General features: G+C 34.4%; 25 protein-coding genes. 19 read left to right on the forward strand and 6 right to left on the reverse strand.

Going from position 1 to position 25,245, the window contains the following annotated elements:
* Positions 1-97: 97 nt before the first annotated feature.
* Together recX and F5ESL0237_RS02205 are read left to right on the forward strand one after the other, a co-directional pair.
* Positions 98-913, forward strand: coding sequence for a recombination regulator RecX (gene recX / locus F5ESL0237_RS02200; RefSeq protein ID WP_122024513.1), 816 nt, complete (start codon positions 98-100; stop codon positions 911-913).
* Between the two features lie 10 nt (positions 914-923).
* Positions 924-1,403, forward strand: coding sequence for a hypothetical protein (locus F5ESL0237_RS02205; protein ID WP_122024514.1), 480 nt, complete (start codon positions 924-926; stop codon positions 1,401-1,403).
* 3 nt (positions 1,404-1,406) lie between these two features.
* Here F5ESL0237_RS02205 and F5ESL0237_RS02210 read toward each other — a convergent pair whose 3' ends face one another.
* Complete coding sequence (locus F5ESL0237_RS02210; RefSeq protein ID WP_122024515.1) at positions 1,407-1,868, reverse strand: hypothetical protein; 462 nt, start codon at positions 1,866-1,868, stop codon at positions 1,407-1,409.
* A gap of 99 nt (positions 1,869-1,967) precedes the next feature.
* Here F5ESL0237_RS02210 and F5ESL0237_RS02215 point away from each other — a divergent pair, with 99 nt between their 5' ends.
* A complete protein-coding gene (locus tag F5ESL0237_RS02215) occupies positions 1,968-2,849 on the forward strand; it encodes a hemolysin family protein (protein WP_122021444.1) in 882 nt (293 codons plus the stop codon).
* Positions 2,849-4,420, forward strand: coding sequence for a peptide chain release factor 3 (locus F5ESL0237_RS02220; RefSeq protein ID WP_122021445.1), 1,572 nt, complete (start codon positions 2,849-2,851; stop codon positions 4,418-4,420). Before F5ESL0237_RS02215 ends, F5ESL0237_RS02220 begins: the two co-directional genes overlap by 1 nt.
* A gap of 171 nt (positions 4,421-4,591) precedes the next feature.
* On the opposite strand, the gene F5ESL0237_RS02225 is transcribed toward F5ESL0237_RS02220, so the two are convergent.
* Together F5ESL0237_RS02225 and F5ESL0237_RS02230 are read right to left on the reverse strand one after the other, a co-directional pair.
* The gene (locus F5ESL0237_RS02225) at positions 4,592-4,873 is read right to left on the reverse strand and encodes a DUF1827 family protein (RefSeq protein ID WP_090093025.1); all 282 of its coding nucleotides are present in this window, start codon (positions 4,871-4,873) and stop codon (positions 4,592-4,594) included.
* Between the two features lie 89 nt (positions 4,874-4,962).
* Positions 4,963-7,110: an ATP-dependent Clp protease ATP-binding subunit gene (locus F5ESL0237_RS02230; RefSeq protein ID WP_122021446.1), complete on the reverse strand. Its 2,148-nt coding sequence runs from the start codon at positions 7,108-7,110 to the stop codon at positions 4,963-4,965.
* A gap of 194 nt (positions 7,111-7,304) precedes the next feature.
* Here F5ESL0237_RS02230 and F5ESL0237_RS02235 point away from each other — a divergent pair, with 194 nt between their 5' ends.
* From F5ESL0237_RS02235 to F5ESL0237_RS02260, 6 genes are all read left to right on the forward strand, one after another.
* On the forward strand, positions 7,305-7,487 hold the full coding sequence (locus F5ESL0237_RS02235) for a hypothetical protein (protein WP_090093245.1): 183 nt from the start codon (positions 7,305-7,307) through the stop codon (positions 7,485-7,487).
* Between the two features lie 113 nt (positions 7,488-7,600).
* Positions 7,601-7,867 carry a phosphocarrier protein HPr gene (locus F5ESL0237_RS02240; protein WP_090093029.1) on the forward strand — a complete coding sequence of 89 codons (267 nt, stop codon included), beginning with the start codon at positions 7,601-7,603 and terminating at the stop codon, positions 7,865-7,867.
* The gene (gene ptsP, locus F5ESL0237_RS02245) at positions 7,867-9,600 is read left to right on the forward strand and encodes a phosphoenolpyruvate--protein phosphotransferase (RefSeq protein WP_122024516.1); all 1,734 of its coding nucleotides are present in this window, start codon (positions 7,867-7,869) and stop codon (positions 9,598-9,600) included. Before F5ESL0237_RS02240 ends, ptsP begins: the two co-directional genes overlap by 1 nt.
* A 205-nt stretch (positions 9,601-9,805) precedes the next feature.
* Complete coding sequence (gene spxA / locus F5ESL0237_RS02250; RefSeq protein WP_090093032.1) at positions 9,806-10,204, forward strand: transcriptional regulator SpxA; 399 nt, start codon at positions 9,806-9,808, stop codon at positions 10,202-10,204.
* 106 nt (positions 10,205-10,310) lie between these two features.
* Positions 10,311-11,069: an adaptor protein MecA gene (locus F5ESL0237_RS02255; protein WP_122024517.1), complete on the forward strand. Its 759-nt coding sequence runs from the start codon at positions 10,311-10,313 to the stop codon at positions 11,067-11,069.
* 54 nt (positions 11,070-11,123) lie between these two features.
* Positions 11,124-11,972 (forward strand): competence protein CoiA, encoded by an 849-nt coding sequence (locus tag F5ESL0237_RS02260; RefSeq protein WP_370448606.1) that lies wholly within the window; start codon positions 11,124-11,126, stop codon positions 11,970-11,972.
* Here the strand turns inward: F5ESL0237_RS02260 and F5ESL0237_RS02265 are convergent.
* Both F5ESL0237_RS02265 and F5ESL0237_RS02270 read right to left on the reverse strand, forming a co-directional pair.
* On the reverse strand, positions 11,958-12,575 hold the full coding sequence (locus F5ESL0237_RS02265; RefSeq protein WP_158592377.1) for a DsbA family protein: 618 nt from the start codon (positions 12,573-12,575) through the stop codon (positions 11,958-11,960). The two genes, F5ESL0237_RS02260 and F5ESL0237_RS02265, sit on opposite strands and share 15 nt — an antisense overlap.
* Before the next feature lie 75 nt (positions 12,576-12,650).
* The gene (locus tag F5ESL0237_RS02270; protein WP_122024519.1) at positions 12,651-13,274 is read right to left on the reverse strand and encodes a CYTH domain-containing protein; all 624 of its coding nucleotides are present in this window, start codon (positions 13,272-13,274) and stop codon (positions 12,651-12,653) included.
* A gap of 462 nt (positions 13,275-13,736) precedes the next feature.
* Here F5ESL0237_RS02270 and F5ESL0237_RS02275 point away from each other — a divergent pair, with 462 nt between their 5' ends.
* The 3 genes from F5ESL0237_RS02275 to F5ESL0237_RS02285 are packed head-to-tail and all read left to right on the forward strand — an operon-like array spanning position 13,737 to position 16,061.
* Positions 13,737-14,366, forward strand: coding sequence for a GTP pyrophosphokinase family protein (locus F5ESL0237_RS02275; RefSeq protein ID WP_122024520.1), 630 nt, complete (start codon positions 13,737-13,739; stop codon positions 14,364-14,366).
* Positions 14,366-15,172, forward strand: a complete 807-nt coding sequence (locus F5ESL0237_RS02280) for an NAD kinase (protein WP_122021453.1) — start codon at positions 14,366-14,368, stop codon at positions 15,170-15,172. Before F5ESL0237_RS02275 ends, F5ESL0237_RS02280 begins: the two co-directional genes overlap by 1 nt.
* A complete protein-coding gene (locus F5ESL0237_RS02285) occupies positions 15,159-16,061 on the forward strand; it encodes an RluA family pseudouridine synthase (protein WP_122024521.1) in 903 nt (300 codons plus the stop codon). Before F5ESL0237_RS02280 ends, F5ESL0237_RS02285 begins: the two co-directional genes overlap by 14 nt.
* A 31-nt stretch (positions 16,062-16,092) precedes the next feature.
* Here F5ESL0237_RS02285 and F5ESL0237_RS02290 read toward each other — a convergent pair whose 3' ends face one another.
* Positions 16,093-17,127 carry a lactonase family protein gene (locus F5ESL0237_RS02290; protein WP_122021455.1) on the reverse strand — a complete coding sequence of 345 codons (1,035 nt, stop codon included), beginning with the start codon at positions 17,125-17,127 and terminating at the stop codon, positions 16,093-16,095.
* A 167-nt stretch (positions 17,128-17,294) separates the two neighbouring features.
* Between F5ESL0237_RS02290 and F5ESL0237_RS02295 the strand changes: the two genes are divergently transcribed.
* The 6 genes from F5ESL0237_RS02295 (at position 17,295) to F5ESL0237_RS02320 (ending at position 25,183) form a co-directional block, all read left to right on the forward strand.
* On the forward strand, positions 17,295-20,051 hold the full coding sequence (locus F5ESL0237_RS02295; RefSeq protein WP_122021456.1) for a cation-transporting P-type ATPase: 2,757 nt from the start codon (positions 17,295-17,297) through the stop codon (positions 20,049-20,051).
* Positions 20,052-20,130: 79 nt separating this feature from the next.
* Entirely contained in the window at positions 20,131-20,511 is a 381-nt protein-coding gene (locus F5ESL0237_RS02300) for a PTS glucitol/sorbitol transporter subunit IIA (protein ID WP_122024522.1), read from the forward strand.
* Between the two features lie 13 nt (positions 20,512-20,524).
* The gene (locus F5ESL0237_RS02305) at positions 20,525-21,715 is read left to right on the forward strand and encodes an AI-2E family transporter (RefSeq protein ID WP_090093049.1); all 1,191 of its coding nucleotides are present in this window, start codon (positions 20,525-20,527) and stop codon (positions 21,713-21,715) included.
* 55 nt (positions 21,716-21,770) lie between these two features.
* Positions 21,771-22,328 (forward strand): tRNA (cytidine(34)-2'-O)-methyltransferase, encoded by a 558-nt coding sequence (locus F5ESL0237_RS02310; protein WP_122021459.1) that lies wholly within the window; start codon positions 21,771-21,773, stop codon positions 22,326-22,328.
* Positions 22,329-22,330: 2 nt separating this feature from the next.
* Complete coding sequence (locus F5ESL0237_RS02315) at positions 22,331-22,723, forward strand: DUF1149 family protein (RefSeq protein ID WP_090093051.1); 393 nt, start codon at positions 22,331-22,333, stop codon at positions 22,721-22,723.
* Between the two features lie 18 nt (positions 22,724-22,741).
* Positions 22,742-25,183: a DNA translocase FtsK gene (locus F5ESL0237_RS02320; protein WP_122024523.1), complete on the forward strand. Its 2,442-nt coding sequence runs from the start codon at positions 22,742-22,744 to the stop codon at positions 25,181-25,183.
* Positions 25,184-25,245: the final 62 nt, after the last annotated feature.

Consider the following 25,245-nt stretch of genomic DNA (forward strand, 5'->3'; position numbering starts at 1 on the left):
AGGGTTAATAACATATTCTACTCTATCGAAAAAGTTTTTAGCAAGAAACAAAGAAATTTGTTAGCATAAAAGAGAAATAATAGGAGGGTGGATAAAGATGCCGATTATTACTAAAGTTAGTAGTCAAAAAAAACCTGGTCGCTATAATATCTTCTTAGATGGTCAGTATGCTTTTTCAGCTAGTGAACGAACAATAGCTGAATTTGTACTTTTAAAAGGACAAGAATTAAGTAATGAGAAAGTTGAAGCCGTAAAACAATTTGATGCTGATGCTAAGGCAACAAGTATGGCATCAATTTTTCTAAGTTATGAACCGCGTACGGTTTATGAAGTGTTACAATATTTAAGCAAGCATGGTATTGCTGAACAGTCAGCCCAAAGTGCAGTACGAGAACTTAGTGAAATGGGCTTTTTGGATGATCGGCAATACGTAAACCTTGTATTACAACAAAATTTACGTATTGGCACTGATGGACCACTAAGTTTAGCGCGTAAGCTTGAGCAAAAGGGAATTGATCCTGAAATAATTCAGCAAGCGTTTGAGCAGGTTGATGAGGAACAGTGGCAAGAACCAGGATTACATGTTTTACGGTCATTGAAAAGTAAAATTGGTCAGATAGCACAACTGGAACTTGAACGTAAGATGCGCACAAAATTGCTGAGTCATGGCTTTACTAGTGACCTTAGCGCTGCAATTGTTGCCCAAAGCAATTTACAAACAAATCAAGTAGCACAATTAGCTGCTTTAAAAAAGCAGGGGATAAAAGCCTATAAACGATTTCGAAGGTTAAATAAAAGTGAACGTGAAATTAAGATACGTAATTATCTTTATGCACATGGCTTTAGTAGTAGCGAAATTGAGTCTTTCCTGCAAGGAGAAATTATCCCACTTGATGAATTGGGAGAATATTAGGAGATTAATTATGAAAAAATTACAACCGCAGTTAACTTTTATCGGCCGCCCTTTTGCTGATCAGTTGCTAGACGAGCAACGCACTTTTACACAAGCTAATTTAGAAATGGAGCAAAATGAAGTCTTTCAGTCCTTCTTGGCTAATAATAATTTGAAGGCAAAAAGAAGTAATATGATTGTTTTTGGTCCAGAAAATTTTATGTATTGGTATGGTGTAACTGTTGCTAAAGAAATTGAAGTTCCGCAAGGATTGTTGCGTTTTGTTTTACCTGAGACGCAAGTAGCAATTAAACAACAGAATAATCAAAATCTTTCATTTTTTAGTCAGCCTTTAAATGTTGTTGTAGCACAATTTTTACAAGAAGTAAGGGATGAAGGTATTCAAACTTATGAAAATCTTGGTGATAGTTCAATGCCATATATAGTGCAAGATTTAAATTTAGACACTAAACAATTAACCCAAATGTTGTATCTTGAGGCTGATAATTAAAAGCTAATGTTGGTTAGGGTCAATAGAAAGATTGTCATATTCAACATAAGCACCTAAACATGTTGATAAAAGCATAATCAAGAAAACAAAGCCGACAGATTTGCCAACTATTTGATCTAAAGTTAGAAAATGTCTAACCACAAAAGTTGCCGCAAAACATAAAATAAAATCAAGTATGACGTTTGCCACTAGGAGTAGATATCGTCGCCTAATACTGAAAAAGCGTAGCAGCTGTTTAAGAATGCCATCATTAACTTCTACAGCCAATAGATCGACAGGTCGCTGAATAGTTGCTTTAATGGCAAACATAATAAAAGCGCCAACTATTGCTCCAATGACCGTTCTAAATAAATCAGCCGAGTGTAAAACGAGTGCATCATAGCCGATGCCAATAATTGTGAGGCTACACAAATAGGGAATTAATAGTAAAAAGGTGAAGACAAGTAAGACGTGACTTTTTTTCATAGATTAAACCTCATTTCTTACGTGTATTTTAACATATCAGCGCGGTACATGATATAATGTGACTACTTGAATTGTTATTTTAAGAAAGAGAGAAAAAATATGGCTAGCGACCCCGAAAAGGGTAATTTATTTCGACGTTTCAAAAATAAATTATCCCCTTCAAGTGATGAAGAAACAAAAGAGCATTTAATAAAAGAAATAAAAGCCTTACATGAATGCAATGAGATTAATGATAGCGAATTTTCTATGTTAACTGCAGTTTTGGATTTTCAAAGCAGAATGGTTCGTGAGGTAATGGTTCCACGAATTGATGCTTTTATGGTTGATTGCGGCGAAAGTTTTCAAGATAATCTTGATGAAATTTTACGCGAGCCATATTCACGCATTCCGGTTTATAAAAAGGATAAGGATAAAATTGTTGGGGTGATTCATATTCGAACAGTTTTACGTAAAGCGCGTGAAAAGGGCTTTGATAAGTTGGATTATGCTGACGTAATGAATCCACCTTTGTTTGCACCAGAAACAACAGATTTGAGTGAATTATTAGTTGAAATGCAACAAAGTCAGCAACAACTTGCTATTTTAACGGACGAGTATGGTGGCGTAGTTGGATTAGCTACAATTGAAGACTTAATTGAAGAAATAGTTGGCAATATTGATGATGAGGTTGATCGCGCTGAAGTATTATTTCAGCAAATTGCATCTAATAAGTACGTCATTTATGGCAAAATGTCACTTGATGAATTTAATGAGCAATTTGGAACAAATTTAGAAATGGAAAATGTTGATACAATTGCTGGCTTTGTTATCACCAAATTGGGTATTATTCCTGCTAAAGGTGAAAAACTATCAGTTAAACTTGATAATGGGATGATTTTGACCACTAGAAGAATGATGCGTTCAAGGTTAGCAACCGTTCTGTTGACCATACCAGAAAAAGAAGTACAAAAAGCAAAAAAGGAAGAAGAGCAGAGTAATTAATGAGTGAGGGACTTTTAGATAAAGTACAAAAAAGAAGAACATTTGCTATTATTTCACACCCTGATGCAGGTAAAACGACAATTACAGAGCAAATGCTTCTTTTTGGAGGAGTAATTCGTAATGCTGGTACCGTTAAAGCACGAAAAACGGGCCACTATGCGACTAGTGATTGGATGGAAATCGAAAAACAACGTGGTATTTCTGTTACTAGTTCTGTGATGCAATTTGAGTATCAAGGAAAAAGGATAAATATTCTCGATACTCCGGGACATGAAGATTTTTCAGAAGATACCTATCGGACCTTAATGGCAGTTGACTCTGCCGTTATGGTAATTGATTCGGCTAAGGGAATTGAACCTCAAACCAAAAAATTGTTTAAAGTCGTCAAGCAACGCGGCATTCCAATTTTTACTTTTATGAATAAGCTTGATCGCGATGGGCGCCCACCGCTCGACTTGATTGCTGAATTAGAAGACTTGTTAGGAATTGAGGGGGTGGCGATGAATTGGCCAATTGGCTCCGGTCAAACACTGCAAGGATTATATGATATAGCAAACAATCAGGTTGAATTATATCATCAAGCAGGGGCAAAACAATTCATTCCGTTAAATGAAGCGGGAACTTTACCGGCCAGTGAGCCAATGAGTCAAAATCCTCAGTTCCAAGACACTTTAGGTGAAATTGAATTAATTAAAGAAGCGGGAAATACTTTTGATCTTACTAAGATTATGGCTGGTGACCAGACCCCAGTATTTTTTGGCTCAGCCTTAACTAATTTTGGCGTGGAAACTTTTTTAAAGGGTTTTGTTAAATTAGCACCTGCCCCTGCAAGCCATGTGGTTAATCAGGATGAACGCTTGGAGGCAGATGATGCAGAATTTTCTGGCTTTGTATTTAAAATCCAAGCAAATATGAATCCACAGCATCGTGATCGAATAGCCTTTGTTAGAATCGGTAGTGGTGAGTTCAAAAAGGGACTCGATGTAACTTTAGCGCGAACTGATAAGCCAATTAGATTAAATAATGCGACTGAATTTATGTCTAGTGAGCGAGTTCAAGTTTCTGATGCTGTCGCTGGCGATATTGTTGGCTTATATGATACGGGTAATTTTCAAATTGGTGACAGTATTTATGCTGGTAAACGCAAGATAACGTATCCTGCCTTGCCAGAATTTACGCCAGAATTGTTTGTGCGTGTTACAGCTAAAAATGTGATGAAACAGAAGTCCTTTCATAAAGGAATGAACCAGTTGGTTCAAGAAGGAGCAATCCAGCTTTATCGTAATTACCAAACAGATGATTATATTTTAGGTGCAGTTGGTCAGTTACAATTTGAAGTTTTTAAATTTAGGATGAAGAATGAGTACAATTCTGAGATTGAAATGACTAATATTGGTCATCGTGTAGCTAAATGGATTGATCCTAGTCAATTGGATCCAGCAATGTCAAGTAGCCGTAACTTGCTTGTAAAGGATCGTTATGATCAACCTTTGTTTTTATTTGAAAATCAGTTTGCTGAAAGATTTTTCCAAGATAAATATCCAGATGTTAAATTGACTGAAAAATTATAGGTAAAAAGAACTTTCCTTGAAGTTAAAATGTTTTCATAAATTAACACTTTACAGTATGTAAAAAAATAAGAATCTGGGAAAAACTATTTCCCAGACCACCAAAAAGGGTTTGAACATTTATGTTCAAACCCTCTTTATATTAGTTTAAAGAGCTAGCTTCTTTTTAGACTCTTATTTATCAACGTGAATTTCCATTACTCTTTGATTTTTATCAGATATCAATGTATATGCTGGGGCTTCTTCTTTAATTAGTCGCTCAATGATAAAATCAATTTCTTCTTTACGAACACGTCGGTTGTGGTTTTCCAAAACAATTTCGATTGCATCGTCACTTTCAGTATAGATAACAGAGGTATTGCCTAGGGAATAAACCTTGACATAATTGACGTTAGTTGTATTTAGTTGACTATGAACTAATTCACGATAACTATTGGTCACATCTATCAAATGCATGCTATTCACCCATTTCTTCTATTTTCACTATTTCTTTACTTTATTATAACGCTAATTTTCACTTTTTTCTTTAATATTTAATAAAAATATTATTTTTCTTCACTAATGACTATTTTTTGATTATCAACTTTGGCAAGTAATTTTTTAGCTGTTGGATGATCAAGTTTAAAATCAGCTACTTTATCTTCAATTTCTTCTTGGATTATTCTTCTAAGTGGGCGTGCCCCCATTGCTGGATTATATCCTTCTTGAACTAATTGCTCCTTAGCTTCGTCTGTAACGGTAATATTAATTCCTTGGTTTTTGACCATACCGTTAACTTCATCAAGCATTAAATTGACAATTTTAACTAAATCTTTAGTTGATAATTCGTTAAATTCAATTACATCGTCTAAGCGATTTAAAAATTCAGGTTTAAAGAATTCACTCATTGAATTACGGACAGAATCGGGTTTTTTGCCTGCGGTTTCAGCAGCAAAGCCTACACTGGCACGTTTAATTCCTTGACCTGCATTTGAAGTCATAATGATAATTGTATCCTTAAATGAAACTTGGCGTCCTTGTGAGTCAGTCAAGCGACCATCATCTAAAATTTGTAAGAATAAATTCATTACAGATGGATCAGCCTTTTCAATTTCATCTAGCAAGATTAAACTGTATGGATTACGCCGAACCTGTTCAGTTAATTGACCAGCTTCTTCATAGCCAACATAACCCGGTGCAGAACCAATTAATTTAGAAACTGAATAGGATTCCATAAATTCTGACATATCAAATCTAATCATGGCATTTTCTGAACCAAACATTTGCTTAGCTAATTGCTTTGCTAGCTCTGTTTTACCAACTCCAGTTGGCCCAACGAAAAGAAATGAGCCAATTGGACGACCCGATTTGTTAAAGCCAATTCGATTACGGCGAATAGCTCGCGCCAACTTATCAACAGCTTCATCTTGGCCAATAACATGTGACTTCAAATTTGTAGCCAAGTTTTGCAATTGATTTTCTTCTTGCTTTTGTAATTCGCCTACCGGGATACTTGTTTTTTCTTCTACAATTTTATCCATTATTTTATTTGTAATAATAGGTGACTTATCCGGATCAACGTTTTGATTTTTCATTTTATTATATTTTTCAATTTGATCACGGTAATAAGCGGCTTTTTCATAGTCTTCGTTTTTAAGCGATTCCTGTTTAAGTTGTTGTGCAGCTTCAATACGTTCTTTAATTTTGTCCTTGTCTACATAAGGGATTGTTAGATTCATACGCGAACCAGCTTCATCAAGTAGGTCAATTGCTTTATCTGGTAAAAAGCGATCTTGAATATAGCGTTCAGATAATTCAGCTGCAGCCTGAATAGCATCATCTGTATATTGTACATGATGATAATCTTCATAACGCTTTTTAATTCCTTGGAGAATGCGAATTGTTTCTTTAACAGAGGGTTCTTTTACATCAACTGGTTGAAATCTTCGAGCTAAGGCTGAATCTTTCTCAATTTCACGATATTCTTTGAGAGTAGTTGCTCCCACTAATTGTAAATCACCACGGGCGAGGGCCGGTTTAATAATATTACCAGCGTCCATTCCCCCTTCAGCGTTTCCTGCACCAACAATCTCATGAATTTCATCAATAAAAAGAATAATGTCATCTTGATTTTGTAATTCATTAATCAGTTGTTGCATACGTTGTTCAAATTGTCCACGAATTCCGGTCCCTTGAACTAAAGAAACCACATTTAATGAAACAATTCTTTTGTCTTGTAATTTAGCTGGGACAGATCCGTCAACAATTTGTTGAGCTAATCCTTCAACTACTGCAGTTTTACCTACACCAGCCTCGCCAATTAAGACAGGGTTATTCTTAGTTCTTCTATTTAGAATTTCAATTACACGAGCGATTTCTTGGTCACGACCAATCACTGGATCGATTTTGCCCTTTCGAGCTAAATCAGTTAAATCAGTTCCATACTGATCTAAAAGTGACCGCTTACCGCCATTATTGCCAACTGAAGTCCCACCATTATTATTCATTTGTGAATCATCGGCATTACCACCATTATTGAATGGATTATTAAAATCACCGAAAAAGCTATTATTGTTATTGCTCATATTAATATTTCCTTGTTGTTCAAGTTCTTGATAACATTGACCACATAAATTGATTTCGCGACTTTCACCATTTACCTGAGCAAAGAGGTGAATGGAAGCAGGTCGTTTATGACAGTTTTGACAAAGCAATTATATTACCGCCTTTCGCTTTGATTCATCTTTCCCTAAATTATATAATTAGCACTCTTAATAATCAAGTGCTAAACATAAAAGCTTGGTGGTTGGATGTAGGTACAATATGTTAAAATGTAGATAAGCAAAGTAGTCAAAAATTTGCTAAATTTATCTAGATTATTATTAATTTGAAAGAAACGGTGGTATATTTGGATTATCAAAAAATTCTTGAGCAGTTAGCTAGCGGTGAACTTGATTCATATCAAGTTCACCCAAAAGAAGCCTTTGCTTTCCAAGCTGCTTTAAGATCTTTTGGGAAAAGACAAAATATAACTGGTAAGGCACTCCGTGGAGGTCAAATAATTTACATGCAAAAGAAGACACAAGTTTAATGATGTAAACTGTTACATTAATGTTGTCTATTTTGCAAAAAAATGATAGTCTAAGTACACGAATAGGTATTTACTACCGGTTTTATTTTTTTGAATTCAAAGGAGATATTATAATGGAAAAACGCGATTTTCATGTTATTGCAGAAACAGGTATTCATGCTCGTCCTGCTACCTTGTTAGTACAAGCTGCTTCTAAGTTTGGTTCAGACATCAACTTGGAATACAATGGCAAATCAGTTAATTTGAAGTCAATCATGGGTGTTATGTCACTTGGTGTTGGCAAAAATGCTGATGTTTCAATTAGTGCTGATGGTGATGACGAAAAGGATGCTATTGAAGCTATTTCTGAAACAATGAAAAAAGAAGGCTTAGCTGAATAATGACCAAGACATTAAAAGGAATTGCTGCAAGTGATGGTATTGCTGTAGCACCAGCTTATCTCTTGGTAGAACCGGATCTTTCATTTTCAAAGGCTAATGTCAGCGATGTTGAAGGTGAACTAGCTCGCTATCACGAAGCAATTAAGGTTTCAACTGCTGAAGTTGAAAAGATTCGTGATAGTGCTAAAACAAGCTTGGGAGAAGAAGAAGCACAAGTTTTTGAAGCTCACTTGATGATTTTAAATGATCCTGAATTTACTGGTGCAATCGAAACCGAAATTAAGGAACAAAAAATTAATAGTGAAGCTGCACTTGATGAAACTGCTCAAAAATTTATTACAATTTTTGAAGGTATGACTGATAACGAATATATGCAGCAACGTGCTGCCGATGTTCGTGATGTTTCTAAGCGAATTATGGCTCACTTATTAGGAAAAGAATTACCTAATCCGGCAACGATTGACCATGAAGTGGTTGTCGTAGCTCATGATTTGACGCCAAGTGATACTGCTCAACTAAATAAAAACTTTGTTAAAGGTTTCGTTACTGATATTGGTGGGCGGACGGCGCACTCGGCAATTATGGCTCGTTCGCTTGAATTGCCAGCTGTTGTTGGTACTGAATCAATCACTGCTGATGTTGAAAATGGTCAAAATATAGCTGTTGATGGATTAAATGGTGATGTAGTAATTGAACCAGATGCTGACCAAATAGCAGCCTATCAGCAAAAAAGTGAAGCGTTCTTGGCGCAAAAAGCTGAATGGGAAAAATTGAAAAATGAGCCATCAGTTACTGCTGATAACAAGAAGTTTATTATTGCTGCTAATATTGGTACACCTAATGACATGCAAGGTGTAAATGATAACGGTGCTGAAGCCATCGGACTATATCGTACTGAATTTTTATATATGGATTCGAAAAATTTTCCAACTGAAGAAGAGCAATTCGAAGCCTATAAAGAAGTTATCGAAGGTATGAATGGTAAGCAAGTTATTATTAGAACCATGGATATTGGTGGTGACAAACACCTTGATTATTGGGACTTACCCGAAGAAATGAATCCATTCCTCGGTGTACGAGCAATCAGATTATCTTTACAAAATGAAGAAATTTTCAGAACACAACTACGTGCATTATTGCGGGCTTCGGCTTATGGAAAATTGGGAATCATGTTCCCGATGATTGGTACTCTAGGTGAATTGCGCAAGGCTAAGTCGATTTTAGCTACTGAAAAAGATAAATTGACAGCAGCAGGCATTAAAGTTGGCTCTGACTTGCAAGTCGGAATGATGATTGAAATACCAGCTGCGGCGGTAATGGCTGATCAATTTGCCAAAGAAGTTGATTTCTTCTCAATTGGTACCAATGATTTAATTCAATATTCGATGGCTGCTGATCGTGGTAATGATAATGTTTCTTATTTGTATCAACCAGCTAATCCAGCCGTATTACGCTTAATTAAGCACACTATAGATGCTGCCCATGAAAATAATATATGGTGTGGTATGTGTGGTGAAGCAGCTGGCGATAATATCATGTTCCCAATTTTACTTTCAATGGGACTTGATGAGTATTCAATGAGTGCCACATCAATTTTACGAATTAGAAGTTTAATGAAGAAGCTGAATACTGAAGATATTAAAGATTTGGCCAATCAGGCGTGCTTTGTATCGGAAACGGCGGAAGACAATGAGAAGTTAGTCAATGATTTAATGTCAAAGTTAACTAATTAAATAAAAAATATAAAAGAGTATTAATATCATTAATACTCTTTTATTATATCTTAACGTTTTCTTGATAAAAAAGTCACAGATTATTCATCTTTGTAATTTAATATAAAGATATGGTTAGTATACAAGATATTACTTACAAAAAAGAAGTGTTATGTTATACTAAAGAGGTAAAAGAAATCGTATTGTTCAAAGGAGCGTGAAATATATGGTGAATTTATATATATCTCCGAGTTGTACCTCGTGTCGTAAAGCAAAGGCTTGGTTGAAAAAACATGATATTGCTTTTAAAGAAAGAAATATTTTTTCAGAGCCACTTACGAAAGAGGAACTTATTCAAATATTACGAATGACTGAGAATGGTACCGAAGAAATTATCTCTACACGTTCAAGAGCTTTTCAACAGCTAAAGATTAATCTTGATGATCTATCAATTGATCAGTTGCTTAATTTAGTTGAAAAAAATCCTAGTTTGTTAAGACGTCCGATTATTATGGATGATCGTCGCTTACAAGTTGGTTATAATGAAGATGAAATTAGGCGGTTTTTACCGCGTAAAGTTCGTCGGCTCGAACTTGAAGAAATGCAAAAAATCGCTGACATATAATTAATGCAAAAATTTAAATAAAAGCGTTGGTATTTAAACTAACGCTTTTATTTTAGTTATAAAATAAGCTACAATAGATAAAAGGATTCGATGGAGGTGAGAATTCATGCAAGTAAAACGTATTAATGAAAACACGATTCGAGTACGAATAGATAAAAATGAATTGTCCAAGCGTGGGCTTAAGGTATTGGATTTATTAGGGGATAAAAATAAAATTCAGCAATTCTTTTATTCAATTTTAGAAGAAATTGATAATGACCATTCATTTAGTCAAGATGCCCCGGTCACTTTTCAAGTAATGCCCAATAATGGTGGCTTAGATCTATTAATAACGAAAGTGACAAAGCAAGATCGTGCAGAGTTGTCACAATTATTTGATAGCGATTTAAAAAATGATAATCCGGTCTTAAATAAAGCTTTTGAAGATTTAGAATCAGATGCTGCTGACGACGATGAAAATAATTTTACTGATGAACAGCGACAAAAAGACGATGAAAATTCGCCTTTATCAGAATTAGCTAGTTCACTTAAACCAAAAACTAAAAAGTCAGATCAGCAATTACATAAGCGGCAAGCTTATAGCTTTAGTGATCTTAATCAGGTAACTGAACTAGCAGAAAGTGTGCCAGAACAAATGCTTCTTTCGAGTCTTTATTTTGAGCGCGAGTACTTTTATTTGGATTTAGCTTTTAAAGATGATGATTTTAATGAATTGAAGCCAGCAGAAGTTTGGTCAATTGCAAATGAATATGGTGTTAAGGTACGTCCTAATAAAATGGCACGTATCAGAACAACAGGTAAATGTTTAATTAAGCAAGATGCACTTGAAATTTTAAAACATTATTTCAGTCATAGTAAAAATTAATAAAAGTAGGGGAGGTTAAGGTCAACTTAACCTTTTTTGCGTACATAATTTTGGGTGATTTTTTTGTATGCAGCTTTGTTAAACAATCAGTTAGTATTGGCGGTGACTGAGGCACAAAGTCAGTCAAAAATGTTAGCTAAAAATAATTATATTTGTCCGCAGTGTAAACAAAGAGTTAAATTGGTAATTAAAGAAAAATCGGCTTACTTTAAACATTTTCCTAGTAATAATAATTTAAGCGGGGAAAAAGAAGAACATGCCTTAAGTAAGGCTATATTAAAAAATGCACTTTTAGAGGCAAAATTTAGTGCGCAAACAGAAATTAGTTTGGCTAACGGGCAATTACGAGCCGATATTTTAGTGAATTCAAAACTGGCCTTTGAAATTCAGTGTGCACCATTGAGTAAAGTAGAATTTACAAAAAGGCATAATTTATATAAAAATATTGGGGTTGCAGATATTTGGATTGTTGGTGAGCGTCATTATTTATTACAAGAAATAAAAAAGTCACAACTTAATTTTTTTCGTAAAAACAAGTTGTGGCATGACTATTATTTAGAAATTGTACCCAAGCAAAAAATACTACGGCTAAAATATAATGTTCAGCTTGAACCAATTACAAGTAAAGTTCACTATCAAACAAAGAATTTTGTTATTAATTCTCATGGCTTAGCTAAATTATGGCATTTTAAGCCGATACTGAAACAATATTGCGTTGATCCTAGAACACAAAAAAATTATTTACAATTGCAATTAACACAAAAAACTATTAAAGGTATGAAAATCGCTAATCAATTATATCAACGCAACCTTACCATTGATGAATTACCACCAACCGTATTTACTAATTTTCGTAAAGTTAATAGTTGTGATAATGTTATTACTTTTTTACATCAAATGTAGATGATTAGTTGGCAGATATCCTGGTTCCTCGTTAAGTCGATAATCGTTTTTAAAAAGGGTAATTAATTTATCGTGAGCAACTGTTCCTTCTATTAAGATACCATTATAATTACCATTTTCATTAAAAATAATTGTTGTGGGAATATTGCGGACATTGAACTTTTTAACAAGTTCTTTATCTTGTTGAATTGAATCTTTGATATATTTATCTATCTTAGGGTTATTGATACGATTAAAGTCTAGATTTAAATCTAATGTTATTTTTTTAGGTAAATCAGTAGAATAATTATTGAAATTTCTACTGATTGCCTTTTGTAAACTGATTAAATATAATCTTGCTTTTTTGTTGCCATATTCAAATCTTATTGCATGATAATAGCGTAAAGCTTGATGCGAAGCAACTGTGTACTGTGGAATATCATTTACCTTTTGACCTTCTTTTTTTCTTCGTATAATATCATCTCTAGCAACCATAGTATTAGTTATAGGGATAAAATGGAACGAAGTATTAAGGTTGAGTTCATCGATCGCTTCTTTAATCAGAATCTCTGTGTCGTAGCAATAGATACCTATAGGATTTACAAAGAGAAAAATCTCGAACATAATCAGGTCCTCCATAATTGTCTGTGCAATTATTAATCTAACAATATCTATCCTCCGAAAAATATACTAACATAGTCATATTCTAGCACGATGCTCGAAAGCCCGCTTAATTTTTGCTTGGTTTGTATTAGCTGGGCTTTGCTTAATTACATACTCCTTTTTTAGTAAATTTAAAACGTCGCTAATTAATGAAATTTTAGGGTTCTCGATTTCAAGTTCATAATCTTCGTAACCATCAGGATAAACAGTGTCATCAAAAGTTAGCTCGCAATTTTTGGGTCCGTAAGCTAAAATTCGATGAGTTTTACTAAAAGTTTGCAAATATAATTCACAATTTTGTCCCAAATGTTCAATAAGAAAATGCCCACCAGTTTTACCAAAAGTAACAGGAATGTGCTGTTGGCCGCTGTTAATCATTTCTTGTGCTTCAGTTAAAGTTAAAGTATCAGTAAGTTCAGTTGCTGCATGAAAATTAGTTTGTTTAGCAATTTTACTTGGTATCTTTAAAGTTTGTTCGGCATAATTGTTAAAAATACGAATACGACAGCTTATTTGCATGTTTTTAAGTGAGCTATCTGCAGTATCAAAATAATAATTTTCTTGGTCAAAATTACTTTTTATTGTAAAATTATCGCAAAGTTGTTGATAAGTTTTTTGAGGTAGGATAATTTTAGCTTCAATTTCGCTATTTTTTGCCATCTGAAGTTACTCCAATCTTTAGCCAAGTTATAATTCAGAATATTATATTTTTTAATTTAAAATTCAGCCATGAGAAGGCTTACCTTAAAATTATACTCCTTAATTGCTGTATAGTCTTGCTTTGGATAGAAATAGCACGTATTCATTGATAAAAGGAATTGTTAACTATTTTGCGCTATTTTGCCCATATTAGTCAAAAAATAGGTTTGACAATGTTTGCTTTTTGTAGTTTATAAGCTAAAAGAAAGTTGCTCTGATAGTATTGATATATAATTTATAAAATAATTAAATTACTAAATTTCTAATAAATAAAAAAATATTTTTTATTAAAATTAATCTAATATAATTAATATGCATAATTCATAAAAAAAACTTAAATCAGTAGTAAGCTTAAAGGCGTGAAATTGCTATCATCAGTTTTGTGTTAAAATATAGATGCTGTTTAAGAAGGGGATTATTTCTATGAATATTGATTGGGAAAATTTTTTATGGCCTTATGATGAGGCTGTGCGTGAGTTAAAAATAAAATTTCGTTCCCTTAGACAGAGTTTTTTAACTGAAAGAGAACATTCACCAATAGAATTTGTAGTTGGTCGCGTAAAATCGGTTGATTCTATTAAAGAAAAAATGCAACGGCGTGTTATTAGTCCAGAAGTAATTGAAACGGACATGCAGGACATTGCTGGTATTAGGATTGTTTGTCAGTTTGTTGACGATATTTATAAAGTTGTAGATTTGATTCATGCACGTGATGATATGGAAGTAGTTGAAGAAAGAGATTATGTCAAAAACGCTAAGTCATCTGGCTATCGTTCATATCATATGGTAATTTCTTACACTATTTATTTACCAGAAGGATCAAAAAAATTACTTGCTGAAATACAAATTAGAACATTGGCAATGAATTTTTGGGCAACCGTTGAACATACCCTGAACTACAAATATCAGGGTTCATATCCAAAAGATATTTCTAAACGGTTAAAGTCGACTGCGGAAACGGCTTATAAGCTTGATGAGGAGATGTCGTTCATTAAAGATGAGGTACAAGAAGCGCAAAAAGTTTTTACCAAGAATAAAGGTAAGGAAAATTAATGAGGATAGCAATTGCCCACAATAATAATGATGAAACTTTACAGGTAGTAGCAAGACTTAAGTCACTTCTTGCTACTAAAAACGATGTGGTTTTTGATGCAAAGTATCCTGATGTGGTTATAACAGTTGGCGGAGATGGGACTTTAATTAACGCTTTTCATCGCTATGAAAGCCAAATTAGCTCAATTAGATTTATCGGTATTCATACGGGACATTTAGGCTTTTATACAGATTGGCGAAGTGTCGATGTTGATAAGATGGTAGATGCGCTTTTTTTGCGTGAGCCCGAATCTGCTAAGTATCCCTTACTTGAAGTAGAACTAGTCACGGAAGCCGGAGATACCAAACATTATTTAGCCTTGAATGAGTCAGCTGTTAAACGAATATCGCATACCTTGGAAGCTAATATTTATATTGACGATCAACTTTTTGAAAACTTTCGTGGTGATGGGTTGTGTATTTCAACGCCAACAGGGTCCACTGGGTATAACAAATCGTTAGGTGGAGCCGTTATTCACCCACAACTTAAGGCTTTACAAATGGCAGAAATTGCTTCGATTAATAATCGGGTTTTTAGAACATTATCTTCCCCAATAGTCATTGCACCTGAGCAATGGATTACAATTGTACCTAAAGCTGATCATTTTGTAATGACAATTGATGGTAGTCAAATTAATGTGCGCAATGCTAAGAAAATTAATTATCGTATTTCTAATAAAGTGATTAGATTTGATCGCTTTGGGCATACATATTTTTGGACGCGGGTACAAAATGCCTTTATTGGTGATAAAGATGACGATTTTTAAAGTAATAGTTGCAACTGATAAGCCCATATCTTTGGGCTCATTTTTAGAAAAAAGTGGCTTTTCAAAGCAAGCAATTAATAATGCCAAGAACTTAGGGGGTTGGCTATTAGTTAATCACAAAAAGCGTTATACAAATTATCTGGTTCGTTCTGGGGATGAAGTTATTTTTATACCTGGTAAAGAACCCGCTAATTTGTGGTTAAAACCATCGAATAAGCCATTGAATATTATTAAAGAAACTGAAAACTACTTAGTAATTAATAAGCCAGCTAGCTTACTGTCAATACCATCTCGCTATGATGATAATGCTATTGTTAACCGAGTCCTAGGTTACTTTGCTAGAAATAAGTTAACCGAAGTAAAGCCACATATAATTACTAGACTTGATCGTGATACTTCGGGTTTGGTACTTGTAGGCAAGAATGCAATCGCTCATGGTCGTTTTAGCAAAATTAGTAAAGCTGATTTCGTCAAAAAATATCATGCAATTGTTCATGGCAACTTTAGCCAAAATGAATTAGAGGGTATGATTGATTTGCCAATCGGTCGTATGAATAAAGCTATTAAGCGAACCATTGATGTAAAAGGCAAAAAGGCAGTGACTGCTTATCGGGTTATTGACCAAATTCCAGACATGAGTTTAGTAGAACTTCGTCTCTATACAGGGCGAACACATCAAATTCGACTTCATATGCAAGCAATTGGTCATCCTTTATATGGGGATCCATTATACGGTATTAAGGATGAATTTAAGCGGCAAGCATTAAACTGCTTTTACTTAGCCTTTCCAGATCCCTTTGACAAAAACGAATTAGTTAAAGTAGAAATTGCAGATGCGGCGGATATGCAAAAATTGTGGCAGGAACGTAAATTTTTATCTCTAACATAAAAAACGGTATTAGAACAATACCGTTTTTTTATTATTCATCGAAAAGAACACATGTTCCTTCTGGAATATAAATATTTTTTTGAATAGGGGTCAAGCAACCATTTTCTGCGTTACGGGTATACAGTGTGGCATTATCTGTATTTTGATTAGTTACTACAAGTAATTTTTGATCATTGTCCCAATTAAAATCACGAGGGAACTCACCAAAAGTTGAAATTCGTTGCCGTAATTCTAAAGTATGATCTGCTTTCACTGAAAAAACAGTAATTGAATCGTGTCCTCGATTTGAAACATAGATAAATTTTCCATCATTGCTCATTCTGATTGCCGCAGCACCATTATGTTCTGAATAATCGGTCGGAATTGTGGAATAAGTTGCGATATTTTCGAAGGACCAGTTTTTTTCGTCTAATTTAACTACGTTAATTTTACTTGCTAGTTCGCCTACAACATAAAAATACTGACCATCAGGACTAAAGACTAAATGACGAGTACCAAATCCTGCTTCATTTTGATATTTGGCTAGATGCTTTAGCTGATTATTTTCTAAACTATAAAAATCAACACAATCATTGCCTAAATCGCAACTAACTAAATTTTTTTGCGGTGTTTGATCAAAAAAGTGTGGATGTGGACCATCAACTTGTTCGGGACGGGGTCCTAGGGAATCAGCAGTATGAGTAAGAGAAGCCAATAATTTTAAAGTACCATTACTGTCGTAAGAAAAGATCGCTAAGAGACCAGTATGGTAATTTGCTGAATATAAAAGCTTACTTTCTCGGTTAATGCCAATATATGCAGGTGAAGATCCAGTAGTTAAGTATGAATCTTTTTCGAGATACTTACCTTTGAGCAATTGAAAAGAACTAATTCCGCCTTGGTTACCAGCATTATTGATAGTAAAAAGTAAATCATTATCTTGGACAAAGTAAGTTGGACCACCAATCTTAATTATTTCTTTAGCTGAGCCAACTTCTGGCTGGGAATTTTCGTTAGAATTGGCTAGGGGTAGTTCATAAATACCTGTCGCCTTTTTCTTAGTGTAACCGCCAATTAATAATTTCATTTGTGAGCCTCCCAAATTTAATATTCCTAAATTTAATATCCATATTAAGTATAGCATGCTAAATTGGCGGATGAGTTTATAATCAGGTAAATATTTAAAAAAATGTTAGAGTATATAGTTAGCTTTATTAATAAAAATGAAACTTATAACTAAGGGGTGGATTTGTAATGGAACAGAATAAAATTCGTAAACTTTATGCTCAGAATAAAATTTCGGAAGTTTTTTTAAATTTGAAATCTGCTGATGTTGGGTTGACTTCAACAGAAGCTAATAATAGGTTAAAAAAGTATGGCTTAAATGAAATAAAAAAACCACAAGAAGAATCAGAGTGGAAATCTTTTTTAAAAAATTTTATTAGTATGATGGCCATTTTACTATGGATATCAGGTGCAATTGCCATATTAAGTGGTACTTTGGAATTAGGAATTGCTATTTGGCTAGTTAATATTATTAATGGATTATTTAGTTTTTGGCAGGAACGAGCAGCTAAAAAAGCCACAAATGCCTTAAATAATATGCTGCCCAGCTATGTGCAGGTGATTCGCAATGGTAAAAAGGTTCAGCTTGATGCCAAAAAATTAGTCCCAGGTGATGTTTTTATTCTGCAAGCTGGCAATACCATTCCGGCTGATGCCCGTATAATTTCTGCTAGCTCTTTACAAGTGGACCAGAGTGCGTTAAATGGTGAGTCAACGACAGAATCAAAATCAGTTGAGTATGCACCAGGAGAAGGAAAATATGCTGAAACTAATTTGGTCTATTCTGGAACTTCTGTTGCTGCTGGAACGGCAAGAGCGATTGCTTTTGCTACGGGAATGGAGACAGAATTTGGTAAAATTGCTCAATTAACTCAAAAACAAAGAAAGGTTGATAGTCCCTTAACTAAAGAACTTAATCGGTTGACTAAACAATTATCAATGATTGCTGTATCGATTGGATTATTGTTTTTATTGGCCGCTATTTTTTTGGTCAAATATCCTTTTGCCAAAGCCTTTGTTTTTGCATTGGGCATGGTAGTGGCCTTTATTCCAGAAGGGTTATTACCGACTGTTACTTTGAGTTTGGCGCAAGGTGTAAAGCGAATGGCAAAAAAACATGCCTTAGTTAAAGAACTTAATTCAGTGGAAACCTTGGGTGAGACGACCGTTATTTGTTCAGATAAAACTGGTACTTTAACCCAAAATCAAATGACAATCCATTATATTTGGACACCTAAAAATGAATATCGGGTAACTGGCAACGGTTATGTAAACAATGGGCAGATAGAATTAAATAAAAAGCAATTATGGTATGATGAGAATCCAGATTTACAAAAATTGGTTGAAATTGCGGCGCTAGATAATGATACTTCAGTTGAGCAGACTAAAATGAAGGGTGCCAAACCCAAAATACTAGGCACACCTACAGAAGCAGCTTTAGTTATTATGGCTGAAAAGGGAGGCTTTGATCGATCAAAAGTAATTATCAAATATCCTAGATTGTCTGAATTACCATTTGATTCTGAGCGCAAACGCATGTCAACAATTCATCGCTGGAATGATCAACAATTCATTATATTTACTAAAGGTTCATTTAGTGATGTTATTAAGCAGTGTGATCAAATTCAAATTGATGGTCAACTCCAACCAATGACTCCTAGTCAGCAGCAAGCAGCTGCTAATCACAATGCTCAATATGCACTAAAAGGTTTGCGCAGTATGGCAATGGCTTATCGGATTGTTGATAAAGATAGTATAGATATTAATAAGGTGACTGCTACGACTATTGAGCAACACTTAATCTTTGTTGGTTTAACGACGATGAGTGATCCACCAAGGCCAGAAATTTATAATGCAATTAAGCGTTGTCATGAAGCAAAAATAAAGATCATTATGGTAACAGGTGATTCAAAATTAACGGCTAAGTCGGTTGCGGTTCAAATAGGACTAACTACTAATCAAGCACGGGTTATTTCAGGTGATGAACTTGAAAAAATGAGCAAGCATGAATTGAGTGCAGCACTAAAAGGAGAAGTTATTTTTGCGCGTGTGGCACCAGAACAAAAATATAAAGTTGTAAAAACTTTACAACAAAATGGTGAAATAGTAGCCTCTACTGGAGATGGTGTGAATGATGCACCAGCATTAAAACAAGCCGATATTGGAATAGCAATGGGGATGACAGGGACCGATGTAGCTAAAAATGCTGCAAATATTATTTTGACAGATGATAATTTTGCTTCAATTGTAGCCGCGATTGAAGAAGGAAGAGCTGTATATAGTAATATTCGAAAATTTTTAACTTATATACTCACCTCAAATGTACCTGAGGCCTTTCCCTCAATTTTATTCTTGTTGTCTGGTGGCATAATACCTTTACCCATGACGGTAATGCAAATTCTAACAGTTGATCTAGGTACAGATATGTTACCTGCTTTAGGATTAGGAGGAGAAGCTGTCGATTCTGATGTAATGAAACAGGCACCTAGAAATCGTAAAGAACATTTACTTAATAAAACGGTAATTGCTAAAGCTTTTCTTTGGTATGGGTTTATTTCAAGCATGATCTCAATTGGTGCTTATTTTCTAGTTAATTTGAAAAATGGTTGGCCTAGAATTCCCTTAGCTAGTAATGGAGAAGTTTATCTAAGAGCAACGACAATGGTCTTGGGGACAATTATTTTTACTCAAATTGCCAACGTTTTGAATTGTCGAACGAATCGTATTTCAATTTTTAAAAAGGGCTTATTTAGTAATACTGGTATTTGGTATGGAATTATTTTTGAAATCCTTTTATTCTTAATTTTGACGATAACTCCAGGGTTACAACAATTATTTAATACGACTAATTTATTAATGACTGATTGGCTATTTCTCTTTTGTTTACCAATTCCGTTAGTTTTACTTGATGAATTAAAAAAATGGATACTCTATCGTAAGAAGTAAATATGATCCTAGAAAGCCACTTATATATTAGTTAAGCGGTTTTTATTATGCTAGAATTAGAAGTTAAGGAGTGTAAAAAATGAAATGGACTGCAACAATTAAGAAAATTGGCCCAGAAGCTCTTACAACTGAGGGCAATATGATAATATTATTTGGTGAAAATGTTGCAACTGAATTATTTGATGTATCAGTTATTCAAAAATTTAGTACAGCTACACCAAGCGAAGATTTTGTTTTCCAAAAAGGGGACAAGATTACGATTGACAATCAGACCTATGTGGCTGATTATGTGGGCACAATGGTTGAAAATAATATGAGAACTTTAGAACAGGTAACTTTGTGCTTTGATAAAAAAAGTGACGATAATCCTTTAGCTAATGCTATTCATTTTACTTTTGCCAATAATCAGAGTATGCCTAAATTTAAGGTAAATGAAAGCATTGAATACGAGCATATTTGATGGGGTAAATTAAATGGACTACGAGAAAAAATATAAGAAATCAACGATTATGCAAAAATGGTTTTCGAATAACCGCTTTAGCGTAGCATTATTAAACATTTTATTATTCTTTTTGGTAATTTGGATGTTTAATAAAATTTCTTTTATATTAAATCCAGCTAAAGTATTTGTAAGTGCGATTTTACCACCACTGCTGTTGGCATTAATTCAATTTTATATTATGAATCCGTTAGTTGACTTTTTGGAGCGTAAGTTTAAAGTGCCGCGGATTGCTACTATTATTGGTTTGTTTGCATTAGTTACGGTTTTACTTATCTGGATTGTCAATACGCTTTTGCCAATTGTTCAAGGGCAGATCGACTCTTTAATTAAACATTGGCCTAGTATTTGGAAAGATGCCACAATGGTGGTTCAGAACACTTTAAATGATCCGCATTTAAATAGTGTGAGAAATGACTTAAATGATGCTCTTACTAGGGCTCAAAACATGATTTTTAAATCAGGTAGGAACACTATTGATACTGCTATGAATAATATTTCGTCTGCGATTAGTATTGTAACAATTATTTTCATGACAGTTTTAACAGCACCGTTTATTTTGTTTTTTATGCTGAAAGATGCACACCATTTACGCCCATACATTACCCAATTTGCCCCTTATCGGTGGCAAAAAAGTTTTAGTCAGTTACTTTATGATATTAATACAGCTCTTGCCTCATATATTCGTGGACAAATTACCGTTGCCTTTTGGGTGGGAGTAATGTTTGCTATTGGATACAGTATGGTAGGTTTGGAGTATGGAATCGCGTTAGCAGTATTGAGTGCTTTTTTGAATTTGATTCCCTATTTTGGGACATTTATTGCTTTTGTGCCAGCAATTGTAATTGCGATTATGATGTCAATGCCAATGGTTATTAAAGTATTGATTGTTTTTGTAATTGAACAAACCATTGAGTCTAGAATTATTAGCCCCTTAGTTATGGGCAATAAAATGGCGATGCATCCGGTTACTACAATTCTACTTTTGATAGGTTCTAGTGCAGTTTGGGGGCTATGGGGAGTTATTTTTGGTATTCCAATTTATGCAATTTTAAAAATTATTACTATGCGGGTGTACAATTATTACCGTAAAGTTTCTCAAGTATTTGAGGAAGATGAAAGTACATCTTTGTCTTCGTTTAATCAGCAAAAGGTTAAAAAGTGACAAAGAGTTAGAACTGTGTGGTTGTGTTGCCACACTTTTTGATTAAGGAGAAAAAATGACCAATCACGTTGTTTTATATGAACCACTGATGCCAGCTAATACCGGTAATATTGCTCGAACTTGTGCCGGGTCTAATGCAGTGCTTGATTTAATTGAACCACTTGGATTTCAATTTGATAATAAAAAAATGAAGCGAGCGGGGTTAGACTATTGGGACAAGGTTGATGTTCGTTTGCATGATGATTTAGATGCATTTTTACAAAAATTAGGACCAAACGATGAAATTTATCTTATTTCAAAATTTTCATCTAAAAATTATGCTGAGGTTGATTATACTGATTCAAATAAAAATTATTATTTTATTTTTGGTAAAGAAACAACGGGATTACCTGAAACCTTTATGCGTGAATACCAAGAAAGAAACTTACGTATTCCAATGTCAGATAATATTCGGTGCTATAATTTGGCTAATTCAGTTGCAATTGTTTTGCTTGAAGCGTTGCGGCAACAGGGTTTTCCTAACATGGAAATAACACATCATTATGCAAATGATAAGTTAAAAGATAATTATAATCGGCCACAACGTTATGAGCGTAATTTAAAGGGAGAGTAAAAATGGATTATAGTAAAGAAACACCAATATTAGTTAAAAATTTTCACTACGATATCAATGAAGAATTACAAACTAAGAACCAAGTAAATTTTGGTTTGAAGGAAGTAGAAAAACAAAATGAGGACGGTTCAGTTGATGAGGGTAGGGAAGGAAAATATTTTGATGTAACTGTCATTTTTGAAGTTGCCCCTGCTCCGGGTCAATTTACTGTTAGTGGGATGATTAGTCAAATTGTCCAAATTAAAGATTATTTTGGTGATGGGAGTGATTTAGCTAAGACAGATTATCAATTGCTAAGTCGACCTTTGATCGAATATATTGAAACACTAACTTATGAAGTTACTCAAATTACACTCGATGAACCAGTTAATTTGAACTTCCAGGCCAATTTTTAATGCTGATTAGGTGAAAAGATGCCTAAGAAAAAAAGAAAAACAACTAAGGCACGTAAGAAGGTCCAGAAAACAGGCATGACTTGGGCTATTGTGGGGCTCATCCAGCTAATTATTGCTATTACTGCTTTTACTAAATTTGGTAATTTAGGCAAACAGGTTGCTAATCTTTTTCGTCTATTTGTAGGTGATTCTTATTTACTTATAGCAGGGATATGCATTGTTTTCGGTTTGGTTATGCTGATTTATAATAGGCCAATGCATTTTAAATTTAAAAGAAGTTGTGGCCTGTTTTTAGCAATTCTGGGTTTTTTACTGGTGCAAAGTAGTAATTATTTTGCGCATGAATTGGTCAATAATGCTTTTATGAATGTTTTTTGGTATGAGATGCAGGCAGAGTTTATGCGTGTTTCAATTACTAAATCTGTTGGTGGAGGCATAATTGGAGCAATGTGTTACCAATTTCTTTATCCGCTTTTTGGGCACATTGGAATAAAAATCATTGCAATTTTATTCATTCCAATTGGAATTTTAATGTTTTTTGATATTAAATTTGCGGATATTATCCGAAAGTTTCAGCTTTTTAGTCAACTCTTTATCAGTAAAAATAAAGAAGCAAGTTCTAAAATAAAAAATCAATATAATATTATCCGCACTAAGCAAGTAGAAAGACGAGAAAATAAAAAAGTACAAGATTTAGCCGATCCTTTAGCTGAAGAGCCATTGGAGTTTCCGAATGTGACTGATTTTAATGAGCAAACAGAAAAAAATGATGATAGTCAAAATGACGATGAAACTGAAATAAGTGAATCTTCTGCGACTGCTGAATCGAATTCTGCTATCGAAGAAGAAAAATTTGAACCACCAATTCAAATTGCAAGTGAAAATGATGAAAAGGCAAATTCTCCTCTAGAAGAAACTGATTTGCCGCGACCGCATTCTTTCGTTGCTGAAGATCAGAAATTACAACAAGAAATAAGCAATGTTGAACATGATGCTTCAAGGCAAACTAAGCAAATAAAGCAAAAATACCAAAAGCCACCGCTATCACTACTTGATGCAGTTAAGAATATTGATCAAAGTTCAGATAAAGCATTAATCAGAAAAAATACGCAAACTTTACAGACAACTTTTAAAAGTTTTGGCGTAAATGTAATTATTAAAAAGGCGATTTTGGGCCCTACCATTACCCGATACGAAGTTCAACCAGCGGTGGGAGTAAAAGTAAGTCGTATAGTTAATTTGGCAGATGATTTAGCCTTGGCTCTTGCTGCTAAGGATATTAGAATTGAGGCTCCAATTCCGGGGAAGCCTTTTATTGGTATTGAAGTTCCTAATCGGACTAATAGTGTGGTGGCGTTCAAGGATGTAATGCAAAATCAAGATAAAAAAGCACAAGCAGATCCAATGGAAGTTCCGCTGGGAAAAGATGTTACTGGCCAAATAATTTCGGCTAATTTAGCAAAAATGCCCCATTTATTGATTGCTGGTTCAACTGGATCAGGTAAGTCAGTGGCCATCAATACTATTTTAACTAGCATTTTAATGAAAGCTAATCCGGATCAAGTCAAGCTTATCTTGATTGATCCTAAAATGGTCGAATTATCAGTTTATAGTGGTGTACCTCATTTATCAATTCCGGTTGTAACTGACCCTAAATTAGCGGCCAATGCTCTAAATAAAGCTGTGAAAGAGATGGAGCGGCGTTACAAGTTATTTGCAGCAAGTGGGGCCCGTAATATGGGTGAATTTAACGAAAAGGTTCGTATAAATAATCAAGATAAGGCCAATCCGGTGATGAATCCTTTGCCGTATATCTTAGTTGTTGTGGATGAGTTAAGCGATTTAATGATGGTTGGAGGACATGATGTTGAAGGTGCAATTGTCCGTTTAGGACAGATGGCTAGAGCTGCCGGTATTCATATGATTTTAGCTACGCAGCGTCCCAGTGTTGATGTTATTACTGGACTAATTAAGGCTAATGTACCTTCACGAATTTCTTTTGCTGTCTCCAGTGGGATAGATTCGCGAACAATTCTCGATCAAACTGGAGCTGATAAATTGCTAGGGCGAGGCGATATGCTGTATATGCCAGTAGGAGCTGCTAAACCTGAAAGAATTCAGGGAGCATATGTATCTTCGCATGAAGTAGAAAAAGTGATTGCTTGGGTTAAGGAGCAACAGCAACCTGAATATGATCAAGAACTAATCCCTAAAAAAGGAGAAGAAACGACCGAAAATGCTGCTGACGAACCGGTAGATGAATTATACGATCAAGCAGTTGACATGGTTCAGCGGCAACAAGCGGCCAGTGTATCAATGTTACAAAGACGTTTTCGAATCGGATATAATCGAGCAGCACGAATTGTGGACGAAATGGAAGCAAGAGGAGTAGTCGGTCCATCAGAAGGATCTAAACCACGTCAGGTACTTGTTAAACCTACAAAAGATCAAACAAAATAGTAATTTTTAAGAAAGTTTAGCATGTAACAATTTTGCTTAGTTTTATTTAAATTCATGGTAAA

The sequence above is a fragment of the Lactobacillus sp. ESL0237 genome, assembly GCF_003692985.1.
GTDB lineage: Bacteria > Bacillota > Bacilli > Lactobacillales > Lactobacillaceae > Lactobacillus > Lactobacillus bombicola.